Raw genomic sequence first — 18704 nt, 5'->3', positions numbered from 1 at the left:
TGTCGCCTCTGGGTTTCGGCAGACCATTTCCGCTGCCCGCCCGGACATCGCGTCTGCTCCGTCCGATGCGCCTCGACGACCGGCATCCGCACCGGACGAACTTCGCTGCCGAACCCGACGCGTTCGGCCGACGGCGGTTCCGGCTCTCGCGGGTCAGCCCGTGGTGCGGCGGGGAACAGCGGTCGGCGTACGGTTGCCGGAGGAGGTCTTTCCGCGGGCCAGTGCGTTGTGTGTCGAGCCGATGGTGGGGGTCACGGGGTGTGGTGGCGCATGGCCGGCAGGGTCAGGGAGGCACCCAGAAGGAGCACCCCGGCGACGACGAGCAGGATGCCGTCGAAGCCCAGTCCGGTGAGCGCACCGGCGAGCTGTGGGCCCAGGCTGGCACCGGTGAACATGCTGCATCCGTAGAGGGCGACCGCCGCACCACGTGCCTGCGAGGCGTTGGCGTTGATGGTCTCGACGACCGCAGGCGCCGCTACTGCGACGGCGGCCACGAACAGCAGCAGGGCCATGGCGAGCAGCGCCGTGTGACCACCGAGGAAGGAACCGGCGGCGACGGTGAGGGCAGCCAGGGCGAAGGCGAGGGCCGCGCGCAGAGGCGCGAGCAGCCGTTGGAGCACGGGAACGAGCAGGGGTACGGCGATCAGGGCGGGGAGCGCGCTGGCCCGCAGGGCGAGGATCGCGGTGGAATTGCCGGTGATGGCCGGTGGACCCGCGATGGCCACCGCCGTGTAGAGGGCGACGAAAGCCGTCATCAGGGCGATGGTGGACAGGCACAAGGCGCCCAGCCGCGGCTGTCGCAGCAGCCGTGGCATCGCTGCGAACGCCTGTAGCAGTCCGCCGTCGGTGCCACGGCGCGGAGTGGGTCGCAGGACCCGGCGCACCGGGAACAGGTTCAGGGCCATCAGCACGGCACTGATCCAGAAGACCGCACGCCAGCCGATTCCGGCCGCAACGGCCTGCGCGCCGACCTGAACGACGACGGCGGCGGCGAGCATGCCACTGGTGATGCAGGTGAGGGAAGTGCCGCGATGCTGAGGCGCGATGTGCCGGACGACGTAGGAGAGCGCGGAAGGGGCGAAGGTCGCGGCGGTCAGTCCCTGCAGGCTGCGCAGCACGATGGCGGCGGGAAGGTCGGAGACTGCGCTGACCGCCGCGGTGGACGCCGTGGCGGCCGCGAGCCCCGCGGTGATCACAGCGCGTGGTCCGTAACGGTCGCAGAGCGGACCGGCGAAGAGGAACCCGGCGGCGTAGGCGAAACCGAACGCGGTCGCCGTCCACGTGACCTGACCGGGTGTGGTGTCGAACTCGGCGGCCATGGGGTGCAGCAGTGCCAGGACGGTGTACATCTGGCCAACCATCAGCACGCCTAGCGCGGTGAGCAGTGCGGTGGTCCTGGCGGCAGGGGCCCAGCCTGTTGGTCGACCGGGCGTTCCGCTCCCGGGTGTGTGATCGAGTGCGCTGGTGGGGTGGGGCATGGGGACTCCGAAAGAACGTCTGGTGGCCCCGTGTGCCGCATGACAGGCCGATGGCGGGCGCGGGGACCGGGGTGCCCCCGACCGGCGAGGGGCCGGCCGGGGGCGGTGACGGGATGATCAGGCAGCCGGGGTGTTCAGCACGTGCTCGCGCGAGGCGTGGACCTCGCGGCGCAGGGCGGGCAGGTCGACGTCGAGGACGTGGCCGTTCCACTTGCGGGGCTCGCCGTTGATGAGGACGGTGCTGATGTTGCGGGCGTCGGAGCCCAGTACGACGGTGCCGATGGGGTCGTTGAGCGGCATGTTGTTGAGGTCCTCGGCCTGGATGACCAGCAGGTCGGCCTTCTTGCCCGGGGTGAGCGAACCGGTCACGCCGTCCAGGCCGTTGGTGCGGGCGCCCTGGAGGGTGGCGAAGTCCAGGACGTCGTGGGTGGTGATGCGGGCCGGTTGCCGGCCGGTGCCGTGGGCGGCGTTGACGGCCCGCATCCGCTGGATGGCGTGCAGGGCCCGCATCTGCGTGAACATGTCGCTGGCCAAGGCGACTTCGACGTCGATGCTCAGCCCGGGGCGGATGCCGACGGACAGGGCCTCGTCGACGGCGGGAATCGCGGTCTCCAGGCCGATCTGCGCGTCGGAGGTGGGGGCGAGCGCCACGGTGGTGCCGGTCTCCCCCATCGCCTTCCATGCCGCGGGAGTCAGTCCGGTGGCGTGGATGAGGGTGACGTCACTGCCGAGGATGCCGTCCTCGGCCCAGCGCAGGATCGCCTCGGAGGAGGCCGTGCCGAAGACCGCGTCCACGCTCACTCCGATGCCCAGGTCCTTGGCTGCGCGGGCGAGTTCGGGACCGTAGGCGAGCGCCGGCCCGGCGATCTCGTCGGTGGCGAGCGTCGCCAGGCGCAGGGTCAGCAGCTGGTCCTCGCTGTTGAAGTACTTCTCCTTGAGGCGGGCCAGGTCGCCGGGCCACTGTTCGTCCCAGTCGCCGAAGTGCGGGCCCATGGAGGCGTGCACGCCGCGGATGCCGGTGTCGCGGAGGGCCTCGACGGCGGCGTCGGAGTGTTCGGGGGTGCGGGAGTTGTGGGAGAAGTCGAGCATGGTCGTGATGCCGCCGTCGATCGCGGTGAGGGCGGCCAGCTTGGTGCCGATGTACATGTCCTCCGGCCGGTAGAGCGTGGCGTAGCCGGCCAGGGTGGACATGACGTAGGCGCCGAGGTCGTCGACGTCCGGCATGATCCGGCGCAGCTGGGCCTCCCAGGCGTGCCGGTGGGTGTCGACGAAGCCGGGGCTGAGGACGGCGCCGGTGGCGTCGACGACCACGGCGTCGCAGGCGTCGAGGTGGGGACCGACGGCGGTGATGGTGTCGCCCTCGACGAGCAGGTCGGCGTCGGGCAGGACACCGAGGCCGGGGTCCATGGTGACGATGGTCGCGCCGGTGAACAGGATGCGCCGTTCGTCCGCGGGGCGACGGCGGAGCTGTTCGAGGACGGCGGTGCCGTTGACGTTGGTCATGGAAGGGCTGCTTTCAGTACTTTGGGGAGGGGGTGGGTCGTCGGGAACGCCCGGCTGCCCGGTTTCCGGTCTTGGCGGGTCCGGCCCCGGCAGCCAGGGCGCCGTGCACCCGGGCACCGTGCGCCCGCGACCGAAAGGCCGCGGAGGCACGGTTCGGCCCCGGCCGTTGTCGCCGTGTGCGGCTCGGCCGTTGCCGGCCGGCGGTTCAGCCCAGCTTCATGACGTAGCCGGCGTGGTGCAGCTCGTCGCCCCTGAACTCTCCGTAGGCCCAGAAGCCGAGGTCGTCCAGGTAGTCGATGCGGTCGCCGTCGATCCAGAACCGGCCCTGGTAGGCGTGGGGCCGGCCGCCCCGTGTCTCGTCGTAGCGGCCGTCCGCGGTCAGTTCCTGATGCAGGAAGTCCTCCCGGTCGATCCAGACGCCGAGCCGAGGGCTGCCGGTCAGGTCCGGAGCGGCGGGGATGCCGGCCTGGGGGGTTGTGGGCCCACCGGGAATCTCGGTGCCCGCCCACCGGACGGGCCGGCCGGCCGCGACCAGCGCGCGGACCTGCTCCGGGCGGGACATGAGGGTGGCGACCGCGCTCGGCACATCGGCGGCGAGTTCGTCGGGCACCACCAGGAAGTCGGTGCTGTTGCCGGGCGTCAGCGTCGCGACGTACTCCGCGCGCCGGCCGCGTCCGCCGACCAGGGCGACGGTGTCCACGACGGCGGGAACGATGGTCGTGCCCGTGCAGTCGACGACGATGGCGTTGTCGTCCTGTGCCGCGGTGACGATGGCGGGGCCGACGCCCACGATCAGGGAACCGACGAACAGGATGTCGGCACCGGTCATGGTCCCGATCAGCGGGTCCATCGTCACGATCCGGGCGTTGGTGAACAGGACGGGGCGGCCCCCGTCGTTCGAGAGAATTTCGTCGAGCGCTTCCGGGTGCCAGCTCAGGGCGCCGGTGTGGGCGTGGGCGTCGTTGGTGGTCATCGTCTTCCTCAGGGGTTCGGCTCATCGGTCTGCCCGGCGAACGAAGCGAGCTTCCTCGCGGGCAGATCGCGGCTGCTCGGCCGTCACAGCAACCGCATGACCACCAGGTTCGTCCGGCTGTACAAGCGGAACCAGGCCGCCGTGCACCCGGGTGCACGGCACCCACCCATGACCGGCCGGAGGAGAGCAGAAGGGGAGCCGGCACCATGACCGGCAGGGAGATGGCGAGTCCGGCACAGGCCCGGTGCACAGCGTCCGGCAAGTCCCGCCCACAGCCACTCGCCGGCAGCCTGGCGCGTACAGGGCACGCTCAGGTACGGCCGGACGCCTCGGTGCTTGATGTCACGGTGCGGCCGGCAGACTGGCCAGCAGACTGCGCCGTGCGGATTCCACATGCTCCTCGGCCCGGCGGGCCAGCGTCCGGATGTCGCCGGAGCGCAGGAGTGCGGCGAGCTCGCGATGCTCGTCGACCACGCGTGCGCGGTAGTGGTCGTAGGCCGCGTCGACGCGGCGCAGCTGGAACAGGTGCAACTGAGAGCGGATCGCCTCCCAGGCGGAGGTGAGCCTGCCGTTCCCGGCTGCGGCGTAGATCTGGTCGTGGAAGGCGATGTCCAGTGCCACCAGCCGGGGGGCGTCGCCGCCTCCGGCGATCTCGGTTGTCATCTCGGCCACCAGCCGATCCAGCTCGGAGAGGTGCTCCGCGGTCGCGGCCCGCCGCGCGGTGGTCGCCGCCAGACGGTCCAGCGCGGCTCGCAGCGCGTAGACCTCCTGCACGTCATCAGCCGTCACCTCGATGACGGTGGTGCCGCGGTGCCAGCCGCCGCGTACCAGCCCTTCCCGCTCCAGCCGGGCCAGCCCTTCGCGGACCGAGCCACGGCTGACCCCGAGGCGTTCGGCCAGCTCCACTTCGCGCAGTGCGGCTCCGGGCGGGAAGTGACCCGAGAAGATCGCGGCGCGCACCAGGTCGGCGGCTTCGTCAGCCAGCCCGCGCCGGGCGGCCTTCGGCAGTGCGAATGACATGCGGACAATGTTGACATCCGGACACTAGGGACCGCCAGGCCGGTCAGGCGACTCGTCCCGGACTTCGTGACGGACGGACTCTTGTCCTAATGTTGACATTAGAACATCAGGTGGGTCAGGCTGCCCTGGCCGCCGAGTCCACCAGAGGGGACCCCGATGCCACACCGGCCCGCTTTCCACCTGGCCGTCCCGGTCGACGACCTGGTCGCCGCCCGCGGCTTCTACGGACAGGTGCTGGGCCTGCCCGAGGGACGCAGCACCGACCACTGGGTGGACTGGAACCTCGAAGGCCACCAGCTGGTGACCCACCTGGTGCCGGCCGCGCCGCAGCCGGCCGGCACCAGCATGGTGGGACAGCACCAGGTGCCGATCCCGCACTACGGTCTCCTGCTGCCCGAACAGTCCTTCCATCAATTCGCCGAACGGTTGCGAGCCGCGGGGGTGGGCTTCGACATCGAGCCGCATCGCCGCTTTCCCGGTGAGCCCGGCGAACAGTGGACCATGTTCTTCCGTGACCCCGCGGGCAACGCCCTGGAGTTCAAGTCCTTCCGTGACGAGTCGATGGTGTTCGCCCGATGAGGGGCGTGCTGGTCACCGGCGGATCGCGCGGCATCGGCCGCGCCGTCGCGAGGGCCTTCGCCGCCGGCGGTGACCGGGTCGCGGTGCAGTACGCCGGCCGCCGTGCGGACGCCGAACGGACGGTGCGGGAGCTGCCCGGTACCGGACACACGTTGCTCCAGGCCGACCTGGGCGAGCCAGGTGCGGCCGAGCGGACCGTGGCCGAGGCGGTGGCCGCGCTCGGCACGGTGGACGTGCTGGTGAACAACGCGGCCGTGGCACCCGCGGCGGACACCCGGCATCCGATCACCCAGACCCCGCTGGAGCACTGGCAGCAGGTCTGGCGGCGGATGGTGGACGTCAACCTCCTGGGCGCGGCCGACTTGAGCTGGGCCACGGCCCGCCACCTCGTCGGCCGGGGCGCCGGCGGGGCGATCGTGAACATCGGCTCGCGCGGCGCGTTCCGGGGCGAACCCGATTTCCCCGCCTACGGGGCCACCAAAGCCGCACTGCACGCCCTCGGTCAGTCACTGGCCGTGGCCCTGGCTCCGCACGGCATCACGGTCACCTCCGTCGCGCCCGGATTCGTGGCCACCGAACGCCAGACGGCGAAGCTGTCCGGCCCGGAAGGCGAGCGCCTGCGCGCGGAGAGTCCCTTCGGACGGGTCGGCACCCCGGAAGAGGTCGCCGCCACGGTGCATTTCCTCGCGTCCCCGGCCGCGGCATGGGCCTCGGGCACCATCGTCGACCTCAACGGCGCATCCCATCTCCGCACCTGACGCCCAACCGCGTCGGAGGAGAACGGCGTGCCTGTGGGGTCCCGCCAACGTATGAGACCAACTCGGTGAACACCGCGGGACGAGCCTGACGCATGCGCTCGGGTTGCGTCCAGGAGGTGGTGTACGGGATCGACCCGATCCGGGGGGTGCTCCGGCATCGGGATGAGGCCCGCATGGACGGACGGCCACCGGCCGGTCTTCGAAGCCTCGAAGGAGATCAGCACGCTGACCGCACCCGGCAGTCTGCCCTTGCACGCCCTCGCCGAGGACAACCTCGCCTGGGGGTGCCCCCGCTTGCGGGGGAGAGTCCCGATCTGCTGCGTGCGATGGTCAAGACGTTCGCCGACGCGATCATGTCCGCGGAGGCCGATGCCCTCCGCAACGCCGAGCACGGGCAGGTCAGCGACGAACGCGTCGACCACCGCAACGGTTACCGGTCACGCGAGTGGGACACCCGCGCCGGCACCGTCGAACTCGTCGTCCCCACTCCGCAGCGGCGGCTACTTCCCGCACCGGCTTCTCGAACGCCGCCGCCGGGCCGAGCAGGCCCTGTTCTCGGTGGTAGTCACCGCCTGCCTCCTCGCCAAGGCCCTCCTCCACCTGATCGAGTCAGGAACCGACGACCCCGCCCTGTCCACGGAACTCACCGCATAACCTCCAAGACGAGATCACCGAGTGGCCGTCGACACACCACTCCATCACGGACGTGACCTGTCCTTCGGTGTCCAGGGGGTGGGTGGGGAGACGACCTCCTGTGCGGACTCACGGACATGTCCATCGGTGTATTGATTGACGTGACCGCGTTTGAGGTCAGTGGTGAACCAGGTGCCGGTAGGCGCTAGCGTGGTGGGTGCCGGCCCGGGTCCCTCGTGCTGGCTTGTGCTGGTTCTTGGGGTGTAACCAAGAGGAACATGCAGGTCAGGGTTATTTTATGAGATTGCTGCACACCTCCGACTGGCACCTCGGCCGGTCCTTCCACCGGGTCGGCATGCTCGGTGCCCAGGCCGAGTTCATCGGCCACCTCGTCAGCACCGTGCGGGAGCGCGGGGTGGACGCGGTGGTCGTGTCGGGGGACGTGTACGACCGTGCCGTGCCGCCGCTCCCCGCGGTCGAGCTGTTCGACGACGCCCTGCACCGGCTCGCCGCTCTGGGCGTGCCGACGGTGATGATCTCCGGCAACCACGACTCGGCCCGCCGCCTCGGCGTCGGCGCCGGACTCATGGGGCGCGCCGGCATCCACCTGCGGACCGAACCGTCCGCGTGCGGCACACCCGTGGTGCTGTCCGACGAGCACGGCGACGTCGCCTTCTACGGGCTGCCCTACCTCGAACCCGCCCTGGTGAAGGACACCTTCGGGGTGGAGAGGGCCGGCCACGAGACGGTGCTGGCCGCCGCCATGGACCGGGTCCGCGCGGACCTCGCCGCCCGCGCGCCCGGGACCCGTTCGGTCGTCCTCGCGCACGCCTTCGTCACCGGCGGCGAACCCAGCGACAGCGAGCGGGACATCACCGTCGGCGGGGTGGCCGCCGTGCCCGCCGGGGTGTTCGACGGCGTCGACTACGTGGCGCTGGGGCATCTGCACGGCTGCCAGGCCCTCACCGAGCGGGTGCGCTACTCCGGCTCCCCGCTGCCGTACTCCTTCTCCGAGGCCGCGCACCGCAAGAGCATGTGGCTCGTCGACCTGGCCGCCGACGGAGCGGTCACCGCCGAACGCGTCGACTGCCCGGTGCCGCGCGCGCTGGCCAGGATCCGCGGCACCCTGGAGGAACTGCTCGCCGACCCCGCACTGGCACGGCACGAGGACGCGTGGGTCGAGGCGACCCTCACCGACCCGGTGCGCCCCGCCGACCCCATGGCCCGGCTCGCCGAGCGCTTCCCGCACACCCTCAGCCTCGTCTTCGACCCGGACCGCGCGGCGGACGGCCCCGCGGTCTCCTACGCCCGCCGCCTCGCCGGCCGCGACGACCAGCAGATCGCCGAGGACTTCGTGGCCCATGTGCGCGGCGCCGGTCCGGACGCGCACGAACGGGCCGTCCTGCGGGACGCCTTCGACGCCGTCCGCGCGGACGACACGGTGCGGGAGGTGGCGCGATGAGGCTGCACCGGCTGGACATGACGGCCTTCGGGCCCTTCGGGAGCACCCAGAGCGTCGACTTCGGCGAGCTGTCCGCCGCGGGGCTCTTCCTGCTGCACGGCCCCACCGGCGCCGGCAAGACCTCCGTCCTGGACGCCGTCTGCTACGCGCTGTACGGCTCCGTCCCCGGGGCCCGGCAGAGCGGTCAGGGCATGGCCCTGCGCAGCGACCACGCAGCCCCGGGCGTGCGCACCGAGGTCACCCTCGAGCTCACCGTCGCCGGACGCCGGCTGGAGATCACCCGGCAGCCGCCCTGGGAGCGTCCCAAGAAGCGCGGCACCGGCACCACCCTGGACAAGGCCCAGACCTGGTTGCGCGAACGCGACGCCGCCTCGGGCGCCTGGAAGGACCTCAGCCGCTCGCACCAGGAGATCGGCGAGGAGATCACCCAGCTCCTCGGCATGAGCCGGGAACAGTTCTGCCAGGTCGTGCTGCTGCCCCAGGGCGACTTCGCGCGCTTCCTGCGCGCCGACGCCGAAGCCCGCGGCAAGCTGCTGGGCCGCCTCTTCGACACCCGCCGCTTCGCCGACGTGGAGAAGCGCCTCGCCGAACGCCGGCGGGCCGCCGAGTCCCGGGTGCGCGAGGGCGACGCCGACCTGCTCGCCGACGCGCACCGGATGCAGCAGGCCGCGGGCGACTCCATGGAGCTGCCCGAGCTGACGCCCGGCGAACCGGGACTGGCCGAGGCCGTGCTGACCGCCGCCGCCGTCGCCCGCAGCACCGCGCGGGAACAGCTCACGGCCGCCCGCTGCCGCCTCGCCACCGCCGAGGCCGCCCTCGCCGACGCCGACCGCGCCCTGGAGGTCGTACGCGAACGGGACCGGCTGCAACGGCGGTTCGCCGAAGCACGGGAGCGAGCGGCCCGGCTCCAGGAGCGGGCCGGCGCCCACCAGGAGGAGCGGGCCCGCTTGGAGCGGGCCCGCAAGGCCGAGACCGTCGCTCCCGCCCTGGAGCTGCGGGACTCCGCCGAGGCCGAGCACCGGCGGGCGGCCGGTGCCGAACTGCGCGCGCGTGCCCTGCTCCCGGCGTCCCTCGCGGACGCGGGAGCGGCCGGACTCGCGGCCGCAGCCCGCCGGGCCGCCGAGGAACTGGGCGGGCTGGAGTCGGCCCGCCGCGCCGAGCGGCGGCTGACGGGACTCCTCGCCGAACGCGCCGGCCTGGACCGCCAGGAACGCGCCGACGAGGAGGCACGGGAGGAGGCGGAGACCTGGCTCGCGGACTGGGAGCAGACCCGCGCGGACCTGCAGGCCGGCATCGAGTCCGCGCAGCAGGCCGCGACGCGGGCCGGTGAGCTCTCCGTGCGGCGCGACCCCGCGCGCCGGCGGCTGAACGCCGCACGGCTGCGCGACCGGCTGGCCGGGGACGTGGAGACGGCCGAGGAACAGGCCCGTACCGCCCGGGAGCAGGCGCTCGCGGCGAAGCAGCGCTGGCTCGACCTCAAGGAACAGCGTCTGAACGGCATCGCCGCCGAGCTGGCCGGCGGCCTCACCGAGGGCGAACCCTGCGCGGTCTGCGGCGCCACCGAACACCCCGCTCCCGCCCGCAAGGTCGACGGGCACGTCGACCGGGAGACGGAGGAACGTGCCCTCGCCGACCACCAGCGCGCCGACGACCACCGCGCCGAGGCCGAGCAGCGGCTCGGCTCGGTCCGGGAGGCGCTGGCCGCCGCGAGCGCGGAGGCCGGTGACACCGCGGCCGAACAGCTCGCCCGTGAAGCCGACGAGGTGGAGCGGCAGTACGCGCAGGCCCGGGACGCCGCCTCCGTACTGCACACGGCGCGGGAGCGGCTGCGCCGTGCGGAGCGGGAACACGAGCTGCGGATCACCGCCCAACGGGAGGCGGCCGTCCGGGCCGCCTCCCGGGTGGGTCACCGCGAGCGACTGGACCGGGAACACGCCGCGCTGACGGAGGAGTTGGCGCGGGCGCGGGGGGACGCCACCAGTGTGGCCGCGCGCGCCGCGCAGCTGGAGCGGAACGTCGCACTCCTCACGGACGCCGCCGACGCCGCCCGCACCGCCGAGGACACGGCCCAGCGGCTCAAGGAAGCCGACGCCCGGCTCGCCGACGCCGCCTTCCGCGCGGGATTCGACACCCCGCGGGCCGCCGCCGACGCCCTCCTCGACGACACCGCCCACCGCGCGCTGCAACGGCGCCTGGACGACCGGCAGCACGAGGAGGCCGCCGTACGGGCCGTCCTCGCCGAACCGGAGACCGCGGCCGCCGCCCGGCAGCCGCCCGCCGACCTCGCCACCGCACAGCGGGCCGCCGAGGACGCGGACCGCAGGGTGCGCGAGGCGGCCTCCGCGCGGGACGCCGCCGACCGGCGCTGCGCCGAACTCGACCGGCTCTCCGCGCGGGCCGTCGCCTCGGCGCGCCGGCTGGGACCGCTGCGCGAGGAGTACGACCGGGTGGCCCGCATGGCCGGACTCACCGCGGGCACCTCGGCGGACAACGAACGCAGGATGCGCCTGGAGTCGTACGTCCTCGCCGCCCGGCTGGAGCAGGTCGCCGCCGCCGCGACCGTACGGCTGCACCGCATGTCGTCCGGCCGGTACACCCTCGTCCACTCCGACGACCGCTCAGGCCGCGGCCGCAGCGGACTCGGCCTGCACGTCGTCGACGCCTGGACCGGACGGGAGCGCGACACCGCGACCCTCTCGGGCGGCGAGACCTTCTTCGCCTCGCTCGCCCTGGCGCTCGGTCTCGCGGACGTCGTCACCGACGAGGCGGGCGGGGTCCGGCTGGACACCCTCTTCATCGACGAGGGCTTCGGCAGCCTCGACGACCAGACCCTCGACGAGGTCCTGGACGTCCTGGACTCCCTGCGCGAACGCGACCGCAGCGTGGGCATCGTCAGTCACGTGGGCGATCTGCGCCGGCGGATACACGCCCGGCTGGAGGTCGTGAAGGACCGCTCCGGTTCGCGGCTGTGCCAGCACGGGACCCGGTGAGGCCGGCTCACCGTCCCAGGGCGCGGCGCGGCAGCGGCGAGGAGTAGACGACGCTGGTGGTCACCGGGCCGAGCGCGCCGATCCGGCCCGCCACCTCCTCCAGGTGCCGCATCGAGCGGGCGGCGACCTTGATGACGAAACAGTCCTCGCCCGTCACGTGGTGCGCCTCCAGGATCTCGGGCATCACGGTGACGAGGTCGTGGAAGGGCTTGTAGTTGCCGGTCGGGTAGCGCAGCCGCACGAAGGCCAGGATCGGCAGCCCGATCCGTTCCGGGTCCACCACCGCCGTGTAGCCCCGGATGACGCCGGCCTCCTCCAGCCGGCGCACCCGCTCGGTGACCGCGCTCGCGGACATCGAGACGGCACGGGCGAGTTCGGCGAAACTGGCCCGTCCGTCCCGCTGGAGGACGTCGAGGATGCGCCAGTCGGTGGCGTCCGGGGAATACGTGGTCATTCCCGAGAAGTAGCAGGGGAATCCCGGCCGATCAAGGAGAAGGCCGGGGTTCCCCGCTTCAGGACCGGAGTGCGCGGCCGTAGTTTCTCTCCCATGACCACCACCGTGAACTCCGTCCTGCGGGTCGTCCCCGCCTCCCCGGCCGAGGCCGCCGCCCATTTCCGCGCGAGCCTGGCCCTCCACGCCGACGTCTCCGACGTGGCCGCCGCCCTCGCGGCCGACGGCGACCCCGGGTTCGTCCTGGTCGACTCGCGTTCCACCGAGGCCTGGGACCAGGGGCATGTGCCCGGCGCGGTGCACCTTCCCACCGGGCTGATCCCCGAGCGGGCCGCGGAGCTTTTGGATCCGTCCGTTCCGGTCGTGACGTACTGCTGGGGACCCGGCTGCGACGGCGCCACCCGTGCCGCGCTCGCCCTCGCCGAACTCGGCTACCGGGTCAAGGAGATGCTCGGCGGATTCGAGTACTGGGTGCGCGAGGGCTTCGAGTTCGAGACCCGGCGGGGCCGTGAGCGCCGCGCCCCCGACCCGCTGACCGCGCCGTTGGGCGCCGACGACTGCGGATGCTGAACCCCGGCCTCCGGTAAGGGAGTCGACCCGACCGGCTCTGCGCGTGGTGCGATACGCGGAGCCGGGCACGGTCGAGCGGGTGGAGCCGGGCGGCGGGCCGCTCGTCGCGGTGGCGGAGACGGTGCTGTCGTTCCGGACGGGAGCCGACGGCCTCGGACCACGACCGGGCCTGCGAGGCGGGCGGACCCGTCGGACTCCTCCCGGTGGGCGACGCGGCGGCCCTGGTCCTGGGCGACGAGCCCGCCGCGACCGCTTTCCCGCCCGAGCACGGCACCCTCGTCCGCCGGCTCGCCGGCGACTTCGAAGCGGAACTCCCGGCGGCGCCGCGCACCGCGCGGTGGCAGCCCGAGGCGCACGGGAAGGTGCCCGGCGCGGTCGTCCTGTTCGACGCGGCCCGGCCCGGCACCGACTCCGCGCGCGCCGACCACGCGAACCCCACGCTCGCCCCGGGCCGTTGCGCGGTCCGCGCGGCCCGGGTCCGGCCGGGCCCGGAAACCCGGCTGCTCCTCGTCCGGCTCCGCCCACCGCTCTGACCGATATTCGCGTGCGCCCGCCCGCCCGGTCCCGCATCATGGACGATCATGCCCAAACTCCCGCCCCCCGCACCCGAAGCGCTCCGCCGTGACCCCCTGCCCCTGCGGGGCCGGACCGCGCTGGTCACCGGGGCCAGCCGGCGCAGCGGCATCGGCCATGCCGTGGCCCGCCGCCTCGCCGCCCACGGGGCCAGTGTCTACCTGCACCACCACGTGCCGCACGACGCCGCCATGCCCTGGGGCGCCGACCGGATCGAGGACGTGACCGCCTCCGTGCGCGACGCCCTCGGCGACCCCGACGCCCGGGTGCTCGCCGGTCCCGGCGACCTCACCGACCCCGCGGCCCCCGCCGAGCTGCACGCCCGGGCGGCCGAGGCGCTCGGCGGACGGCTCGACATCCTCGTCGCCAACCACGCCCTCAGCGGCTTCGACGGCGACCTCGACACCGTGGACGCCGCCATGCTCGACGCACACTGGGCCGTCGACGCCCGTTCGGTGCTGCTGCTCGTCCAGGCCCACGCCCGGCACCGCGCCGCGCTGCCCCCGCGCACCCCGGGCGGACGCGTGGTGATGATGACCTCCGGGCAGGACATCGCCGGGGGCATGCCGGGCGAGATCGCCTACGCCCTCCAAAAGGGCGCCCTCGCCTCGATCACCCGTTCCCTGGCGACCGCCCTGGCCGAGCACGCGGTCACCGTGAACACCGTCAACCCCGGCCCCGTGGACACGGACTACCTGACCGGCGACGCCTACGACGCCGTCGCGGCCCTCTTCCCCGCGGGCCGCTGGGGCATGCCCGACGACCCCGCCCGCCTCATCGCGTGGCTGGCCACGGACGAGGCGGACTGGATCACCGGTCAGGTCATCGACTCGGAGGGCGGCTTCCGGCGCTGACGGGCGCCGGCCCGGCTCACAGCGCCGAGAGTTCGTCCACCAGGTCGTCCAGGCCCAGCGAACCCTGGGACAGCGCCGCCATGTGCCAGGCCTTGAGGTCGAAGGCGTCACCGTGCCGCGCACGGGCGTTCTCCCGGCCCAGCAGCCACGCCCGCTCGCCGAGCTTGTAGCCGATCGCCTGGCCCGGGATCGTCAGATAGCGGGTCAGCTCGCTCTCCACGAAGTCCGCCGGGCGGCTGCTGTGCGCCCCGAAGAACTCCTCGGCCAGCTCCGGTGTCCAGCGCTCACCCGGGTGGAACGGCGAGTCCGCCGGGATCTCCAGCTCCAGGTGCATGCCGATGTCGACGATGACCCGGGCCGCCCGCATCATCTGCGCGTCCAGGTAGCCCAGCCGCTCCTCCGCGTCCGTGAGGAAACCGAGCTCGTCCATCAGCCGCTCCGCGTACAGCGCCCAGCCCTCGGCGTTGGCGCTGACCATGCCCACGGAGGCCTGGTAGCGGGAGAGGTCCTCGGCCACGTGCACCCACTGCGCCAGCTGGAGGTGATGGCCGGGCACGCCCTCGTGGTACCAGGTCGACACCAGGTCGTAGACCGGGAAGCGGGTCAGGCCCATCGTGGGCAGCCAGGTGCAGCCGGGCCGGGAGAAGTCCTCCGACGGAGGCGTGTAGTACGGCGCCGCCGCACTGCCCGCCGGGGCGATCCGCGACTCCACCTTCCGCACCCGCTCGGCGAGGTCGAAGTGGGTGCCGTCCAGGGAGTCGATCGCCCGGTCCATCACGCCCTGGAGCCACCGGCGGACCTCGTCGACGCCCTCGACGTGCCGGCCGTGCTCGTCCAGGTGCGCCAGCGCCACCCACGGCGTCGCGGCGCCGGGCAGGATCTTCTCGGCCTCCTTCTCCATCTCGCCGAGCAGCCGGTGGTACTCGGACCAGCCGTACGCGTACGCCTCGTCCAGGTCGAGATCGGTGCCGTTGTAGTAGCGGGCCCAGCGGGCGTAGCGCTCCCGGCCCACGGTGTTCGGCGCGCCCTCGACCGCCGGGGCGTACACGTCGCGCATCCAGTCCCGCAGCTCCACGACGGCCGCGGTCGCCGCGCGGGCGCCCTCGTCCAGTTCCGTGCGCAGCGCGTCCGGTCCCGCCGCGGCGAAGTCCTCGAACCAGCCCCGGCCCCCGCCGGTGTCCGCCCACTCGCCGAGCTGCCCGGTGAACGTCCTCGTCGGCCGCGGAGCCGCGTACAGCTTGCGCTCCAGCCCGAGGGCGAGGGACTCCCGGTAGCCCGCCAGCGCGGCCGGGACCGCGCGCAGCCGCTCGGCGATCGCCGCCCAGTCCTCCTCCGTCCCGGCCGGCGTCACGGTGAACACCTCGCGCACCGAATGCGCGACCGTGCCCAGGTTGCCGACCGCGCGCAGACCCTCGTCGGCCTCGTGCACGGCGAGTTCCGCGGTGAGCCGCTCGCGCAGCAGGCGGGCGCAGCGGCGTTCGATGCCGCTGTCGGCGCCCGGCCGCCGCTCGGCCTCGTCGAGCCGTACGAGCGTGGCCCGCTGGAGCCCGGCGAGCGCCTCCTGCCCGGCGGGCGAGAGATCGGGCAGACGGGAGGAGCTCTCCCGCACACCGAGGAACGTTCCGGTGACCGGGTCGAGGGCGATGAGCTCGTCGACGTAGGTGTCGGCGACCTGACGGGGAAGCGCGCTGTTGGTCTGAGACATGCGGACCATCCTGGTACGCGGTCCGCCGCACGTCATCCGGTTTGAGCTGTGGGCGAAGGCGGCAGCAGGGGACCGCAGTCCCACCGCTGGAAGATCAGCCGGGTCTCCACGCGGGCCACCTCCCGCCGGGCGGTGAACTCGTCGAGCACCAGCCGTTGCAGGTCCGCCATGTCCGCGACCGCGACGTGCACCAGATAGTCGTCGGGGCCGGTCAGATGGAACACGGTCAGCGACTCCGGCAGCGCCCGGATCCGCTCCACGAACGGCCCCACCAGCTCCCGCCGGTGCGGTCTGACCTGCACCGAGAGCAGAGCCTGGAGTCCGCGCCCCAGCTTGGCGGGATCCAGCTCCAGCCGGTGTCCGAGGATCACGCCACAGCGGCGCAGCCGGTTCACCCGGTCCAGACAGGTCGAAGGCGCGACCCCGATCTGTGCGGCGAGATCCCGGTACGTCGTCCGGGCGTCGTTCTGCAACAGCCGCAGCAGGTGGAGATCCACCGGATCCAGTACGACGGGTTCGGCCATCGGCCGAACGTAGCACGGGGTAGGGCTCCGGGAGCCCGTTCGGTGTTCACCCTTCCCTCCATGGACTTGGGCATGGACACGCGACGCACCACCCGCGCACTCGCCACCGAGGCCGTGCACGCAGGCCGCGACGACCTCGCCGGACTGGGACTGCACGCTCCGCCGATCGACCTGTCGACCACCTACCCCTCGTACGACAGCCGCGCCGAGGCGGCCCGCATCGACGCCTTCGCCGCCACCGGGGCCGAGCCGGAGGGCCCGCCCGTCTACGGGCGGCTCGGCAACCCGACCGTCGCCCGCTTCGAGACCGCCCTGGCCCGGCTCGAAGGCACCGGGTCGGCGGTCGCGTTCGCCAGTGGCATGGCCGCGCTCAGCGCCGCCCTGCTGGTCCGCGGCTCGGCGGGACTGCGGCACGTCGTCGCCGTACGTCCCCTGTACGGGTGCAGCGATCATCTGCTGACCGCCGGACTGCTCGGCTCCGAGGTGACCTGGACCGACCCGGCCGGCGTCGCCGACGCGCTGCGCCCCGACACCGGCCTGGTGCTCGTGGAGACCCCGGCCAACCCCACGCTCGCCGAGATCGACCTGCGGGCCGTCGCCCACGCCTGCGGCTCCGTCCCGCTGCTCGTCGACAACACCTTCGCCACGCCGGTCCTCCAGCGTCCGGCCGAGCACGGGGCGCGGCTGGTGCTGCACAGCGCCACCAAGTACCTCGGCGGACACGGGGACGTGCTGGCGGGCGTGGTGGCCTGCGACGAGGAGTTCGCCGGTCGGCTGCGCCAGGTGCGGTTCGCCACGGGCGGTGTGCTGCACCCGCTGGCCGGCTACCTGTTGCTGCGCGGTCTGTCGACCCTGCCGGTACGGGTTCGGGCCGCGTCCGCGACCGCCGCGGAACTCGCCGCCCGGCTCGCCGCCGATCCACGCGTGGCCCGGGTGCACTACCCGCGCATCGGCGGGGCGATGGTCTCCTTCGAGGTGCACGGGGACCCGCACGAGGTGATCGCCGGCGTACGCCTGGTCACCCCGGCCGTCAGCCTGGGCAGCGTGGACTCCCTCATCCAGCACCCGGCCTCCATCAGCCACCGCATCGTGGACGCCGGCGACCGCAGGGACGCCGGGGTGAGCGACCGGCTGCTGAGGCTCTCGGTCGGCCTGGAGGACGTCGAGGACCTGTGGGCCGATCTGGACGCGGCCCTGGGGGAGCGGACCGGGACCCCGGGGCGTCCGGAGGCGTCGGCCCGGGGCTGAGGCCGGGCACACGGGGGACGGCCCGGCGGCGTGATCCGCCGGGCCGTCCCCCGGACGCCCGCGTGACGGGCTACGGCCGGCCGATCCGCTCGCCGTGCTCCCGGTCCCCGGGTGCATGGCGGCCCGCCACGGCGTCCAGGCGGGCCGTGACGACCAGCGTGCCCTCCTCGATCTGGTAGTCGAGCGGCAGCCCCAGGCCGCGCATCGCGGCGACCATGCCGGTGTTGGACGTCTGGGTCACGGCGTACACCTGGGCGCAGCCGTCCTCGGCCGCCATCGCCACCAGCCGGGTGAGCAGCTCGGCGCCGATGCCCCGGCGCTGCCAGGCGTCCTCCACGATCAGCGCGACCTCGGTCTCGTCGCCGTCCCACAGCAGATGGCCGAGGCCGACGACGCGGCCCGAGGCGGTCTGCGCGGCGAGCGTGCGGCCGAAGCGCGGGCTGAGCAGGTGGTTCAGATAGCGGTCCGCGTCGCCGACCGGCCCGTGGTACCGCATGCGCAGGGTCTCCGTGGAGCACCGCTCGTGCATCGCCCGTGCGGCCGCCAGATCGCCGGTGTCCGCACGGCGCACGGAGATGGCGCCGCCTTCCGGCAGTGTGAGGACGTCACGGCCACGCGGGATGCGGGGACCGAGCCGGGCGTCCAGCTCCACCAGCGCGCGGGCGCGGGCGAACTCGGTGGGCGTGAACGGTGGATACGGCCGTTCCACGGTGATCACCCCGCCCTCCGGGGCGCGCAGCCGGATCACGGTGTCCTCCAGGAGGCCCTCCTCGGGCACCCGTCGGCCGCCCATGGAGGTGGCGGGCCGGGATCGGATCGTGCACCGGCCCAGCAACTGGCGCAATGCGAGCGGCAGTTCGGCCGCGTCCTGGGCGGTGCGGGCGGCCAGCCCCAGGACCCGGGTCGGCGCGTCCACCAGATCGTGGGCGTCGGCCCGCTCGGTCCAGGTGTCCGCGCCTCCGGCGAGCGACACGGCGGCGACGAGGTCCGTTCCCTCGGGGGCGCGCAGCAGGAACTCGTCGACGGTGTCCTCGCCCAGCGGGTGCGTCTGCAGGCTCAGGATGTCGACCCGCAGCTCGGCCAGCGCCGTGCAGAGCGCGGCCAGCGCGCCCGGTTCGTCCTTCACCGTCGTCCGCATCCGCCACAGCACGCTGCCGCCGGCCGCGGCGGAGGGCGGCCGGGCGCCGCCGGTATCGTGCGCCGGCGGTGCGTGGCCGTGGCGCCGTGCCCACCACGCGTGGAAGGCGGCCGTGCACCGCGCGGCGAGTTCGACGGGGTTCCACCGGCGGTGCACGGGCCCGCCGTTCCGGGTGTTCGTCACGTCAGACATGTCTCGACTCATACAGTCACTGTGAAGGAATCGTGTTTCGTGATCACAAACGT

At 73.4% G+C, this 18704-nt stretch carries 15 protein-coding genes and 2 pseudogenes; 9 read left to right on the top strand and 8 right to left on the bottom strand.

The window, feature by feature from the left end; all coding sequences use genetic code 11:
• Window positions 1–251: 251 nt before the first annotated feature.
• From ACZ8ZB_RS05275 to ACZ8ZB_RS05260, 4 genes are all read right to left on the bottom strand, one after another.
• Window positions 252–1478: an MFS transporter gene (locus ACZ8ZB_RS05275; RefSeq protein ID WP_470736550.1), complete on the bottom strand. Its 1227-nt coding sequence runs from the start codon at window positions 1476–1478 to the stop codon at window positions 252–254.
• 117 nt (window positions 1479–1595) lie between these two features.
• Window positions 1596–2981, bottom strand: a complete 1386-nt coding sequence (locus ACZ8ZB_RS05270) for an amidohydrolase family protein (RefSeq protein WP_470736549.1) — start codon at window positions 2979–2981, stop codon at window positions 1596–1598.
• Between the two features lie 205 nt (window positions 2982–3186).
• Window positions 3187–3954: an Atu4866 domain-containing protein gene (locus ACZ8ZB_RS05265; protein ID WP_470736548.1), complete on the bottom strand. Its 768-nt coding sequence runs from the start codon at window positions 3952–3954 to the stop codon at window positions 3187–3189.
• Window positions 3955–4296: 342 nt separating this feature from the next.
• Entirely contained in the window at window positions 4297–4974 is a 678-nt protein-coding gene (locus tag ACZ8ZB_RS05260) for a GntR family transcriptional regulator (RefSeq protein WP_470736547.1), read from the bottom strand.
• 156 nt (window positions 4975–5130) lie between these two features.
• Between ACZ8ZB_RS05260 and ACZ8ZB_RS05255 the strand changes: the two genes are divergently transcribed.
• The 5 genes and pseudogenes from ACZ8ZB_RS05255 to ACZ8ZB_RS05235 all read left to right on the top strand — a co-directional run bounded on the left by ACZ8ZB_RS05255 (window position 5131) and on the right by ACZ8ZB_RS05235 (window position 11396).
• On the top strand, window positions 5131–5553 hold the full coding sequence (locus ACZ8ZB_RS05255) for a VOC family protein (protein WP_470736546.1): 423 nt from the start codon (window positions 5131–5133) through the stop codon (window positions 5551–5553).
• On the top strand, window positions 5550–6311 hold the full coding sequence (locus ACZ8ZB_RS05250; RefSeq protein ID WP_470736545.1) for an SDR family NAD(P)-dependent oxidoreductase: 762 nt from the start codon (window positions 5550–5552) through the stop codon (window positions 6309–6311). The genes ACZ8ZB_RS05255 and ACZ8ZB_RS05250 overlap by 4 nt, the downstream gene beginning before the upstream one ends.
• Before the next feature lie 225 nt (window positions 6312–6536).
• A pseudogene (locus tag ACZ8ZB_RS05245) lies at window positions 6537–6884 on the top strand (transposase); the annotation flags it as partial.
• Between the two features lie 358 nt (window positions 6885–7242).
• Window positions 7243–8406 (top strand): exonuclease SbcCD subunit D, encoded by a 1164-nt coding sequence (locus tag ACZ8ZB_RS05240; RefSeq protein ID WP_470736544.1) that lies wholly within the window; start codon window positions 7243–7245, stop codon window positions 8404–8406.
• On the top strand, window positions 8403–11396 hold the full coding sequence (locus ACZ8ZB_RS05235; protein ID WP_470736543.1) for an AAA family ATPase: 2994 nt from the start codon (window positions 8403–8405) through the stop codon (window positions 11394–11396). Before ACZ8ZB_RS05240 ends, ACZ8ZB_RS05235 begins: the two co-directional genes overlap by 4 nt.
• Window positions 11397–11403: 7 nt before the next feature.
• Here the strand turns inward: ACZ8ZB_RS05235 and ACZ8ZB_RS05230 are convergent, their stop codons facing one another.
• Window positions 11404–11850, bottom strand: coding sequence for an Lrp/AsnC family transcriptional regulator (locus ACZ8ZB_RS05230; protein WP_470736542.1), 447 nt, complete (start codon window positions 11848–11850; stop codon window positions 11404–11406).
• A 93-nt stretch (window positions 11851–11943) separates the two neighbouring features.
• Here ACZ8ZB_RS05230 and ACZ8ZB_RS05225 point away from each other — a divergent pair, with 93 nt between their 5' ends.
• The 3 genes and pseudogenes from ACZ8ZB_RS05225 to ACZ8ZB_RS05215 all read left to right on the top strand — a co-directional run bounded on the left by ACZ8ZB_RS05225 (window position 11944) and on the right by ACZ8ZB_RS05215 (window position 13844).
• Window positions 11944–12417 (top strand): rhodanese-like domain-containing protein, encoded by a 474-nt coding sequence (locus tag ACZ8ZB_RS05225; RefSeq protein WP_470736541.1) that lies wholly within the window; start codon window positions 11944–11946, stop codon window positions 12415–12417.
• A 43-nt stretch (window positions 12418–12460) separates the two neighbouring features.
• Window positions 12461–12950, top strand: a pseudogene (locus tag ACZ8ZB_RS05220) (Imm21 family immunity protein).
• Window positions 12951–12998: 48 nt separating this feature from the next.
• On the top strand, window positions 12999–13844 hold the full coding sequence (locus ACZ8ZB_RS05215) for an SDR family oxidoreductase (RefSeq protein WP_470736540.1): 846 nt from the start codon (window positions 12999–13001) through the stop codon (window positions 13842–13844).
• Window positions 13845–13860: 16 nt separating this feature from the next.
• Here the strand turns inward: ACZ8ZB_RS05215 and ACZ8ZB_RS05210 are convergent, their stop codons facing one another.
• Window positions 13861–15549 (bottom strand): DUF885 domain-containing protein, encoded by a 1689-nt coding sequence (locus ACZ8ZB_RS05210; protein ID WP_470736539.1) that lies wholly within the window; start codon window positions 15547–15549, stop codon window positions 13861–13863.
• A gap of 32 nt (window positions 15550–15581) precedes the next feature.
• Window positions 15582–16073 carry an Lrp/AsnC family transcriptional regulator gene (locus ACZ8ZB_RS05205; protein WP_470736538.1) on the bottom strand — a complete coding sequence of 164 codons (492 nt, stop codon included), beginning with the start codon at window positions 16071–16073 and terminating at the stop codon, window positions 15582–15584.
• A gap of 72 nt (window positions 16074–16145) precedes the next feature.
• Between ACZ8ZB_RS05205 and ACZ8ZB_RS05200 the strand changes: the two genes are divergently transcribed.
• On the top strand, window positions 16146–17321 hold the full coding sequence (locus ACZ8ZB_RS05200) for a trans-sulfuration enzyme family protein (RefSeq protein WP_470736537.1): 1176 nt from the start codon (window positions 16146–16148) through the stop codon (window positions 17319–17321).
• Between the two features lie 70 nt (window positions 17322–17391).
• Here ACZ8ZB_RS05200 and ACZ8ZB_RS05195 read toward each other — a convergent pair whose 3' ends face one another.
• The gene (locus ACZ8ZB_RS05195; RefSeq protein WP_470736536.1) at window positions 17392–18651 is read right to left on the bottom strand and encodes a GNAT family N-acetyltransferase; all 1260 of its coding nucleotides are present in this window, start codon (window positions 18649–18651) and stop codon (window positions 17392–17394) included.
• Window positions 18652–18704: the final 53 nt, after the last annotated feature.

The sequence above is a fragment of the Streptomyces sp. 12E genome, assembly GCF_055633275.1.
Note: the sequence above shows the minus strand (reverse complement) of the source record. Positions and strands in the feature narration are given on the sequence as shown.

Bases quoted from the DNA above. Each gene is read 5' to 3' on its own strand.
- ACZ8ZB_RS05275 (WP_470736550.1), bottom strand. From the start codon at position 1,478: ATGCCCCACCCCACCAGCGCACTCGATCACACACCCGGGAGCGGAACG.
- ACZ8ZB_RS05270 (WP_470736549.1), bottom strand. From the start codon at position 2,981: ATGACCAACGTCAACGGCACCGCCGTCCTCGAACAGCTCCGCCGTCGC.
- ACZ8ZB_RS05265 (WP_470736548.1), bottom strand. From the start codon at position 3,954: ATGACCACCAACGACGCCCACGCCCACACCGGCGCCCTGAGCTGGCAC.
- ACZ8ZB_RS05260 (WP_470736547.1), bottom strand. From the start codon at position 4,974: ATGTCATTCGCACTGCCGAAGGCCGCCCGGCGCGGGCTGGCTGACGAA.
- ACZ8ZB_RS05255 (WP_470736546.1), top strand. From the start codon at position 5,131: ATGCCACACCGGCCCGCTTTCCACCTGGCCGTCCCGGTCGACGACCTG.
- ACZ8ZB_RS05250 (WP_470736545.1), top strand. From the start codon at position 5,550: ATGAGGGGCGTGCTGGTCACCGGCGGATCGCGCGGCATCGGCCGCGCC.
- ACZ8ZB_RS05240 (WP_470736544.1), top strand. From the start codon at position 7,243: ATGAGATTGCTGCACACCTCCGACTGGCACCTCGGCCGGTCCTTCCAC.
- ACZ8ZB_RS05235 (WP_470736543.1), top strand. From the start codon at position 8,403: ATGAGGCTGCACCGGCTGGACATGACGGCCTTCGGGCCCTTCGGGAGC.
- ACZ8ZB_RS05230 (WP_470736542.1), bottom strand. From the start codon at position 11,850: ATGACCACGTATTCCCCGGACGCCACCGACTGGCGCATCCTCGACGTC.
- ACZ8ZB_RS05225 (WP_470736541.1), top strand. From the start codon at position 11,944: ATGACCACCACCGTGAACTCCGTCCTGCGGGTCGTCCCCGCCTCCCCG.
- ACZ8ZB_RS05215 (WP_470736540.1), top strand. From the start codon at position 12,999: ATGCCCAAACTCCCGCCCCCCGCACCCGAAGCGCTCCGCCGTGACCCC.
- ACZ8ZB_RS05210 (WP_470736539.1), bottom strand. From the start codon at position 15,549: ATGTCTCAGACCAACAGCGCGCTTCCCCGTCAGGTCGCCGACACCTAC.
- ACZ8ZB_RS05205 (WP_470736538.1), bottom strand. From the start codon at position 16,073: ATGGCCGAACCCGTCGTACTGGATCCGGTGGATCTCCACCTGCTGCGG.
- ACZ8ZB_RS05200 (WP_470736537.1), top strand. From the start codon at position 16,146: ATGGACACGCGACGCACCACCCGCGCACTCGCCACCGAGGCCGTGCAC.
- ACZ8ZB_RS05195 (WP_470736536.1), bottom strand. From the start codon at position 18,651: ATGTCTGACGTGACGAACACCCGGAACGGCGGGCCCGTGCACCGCCGG.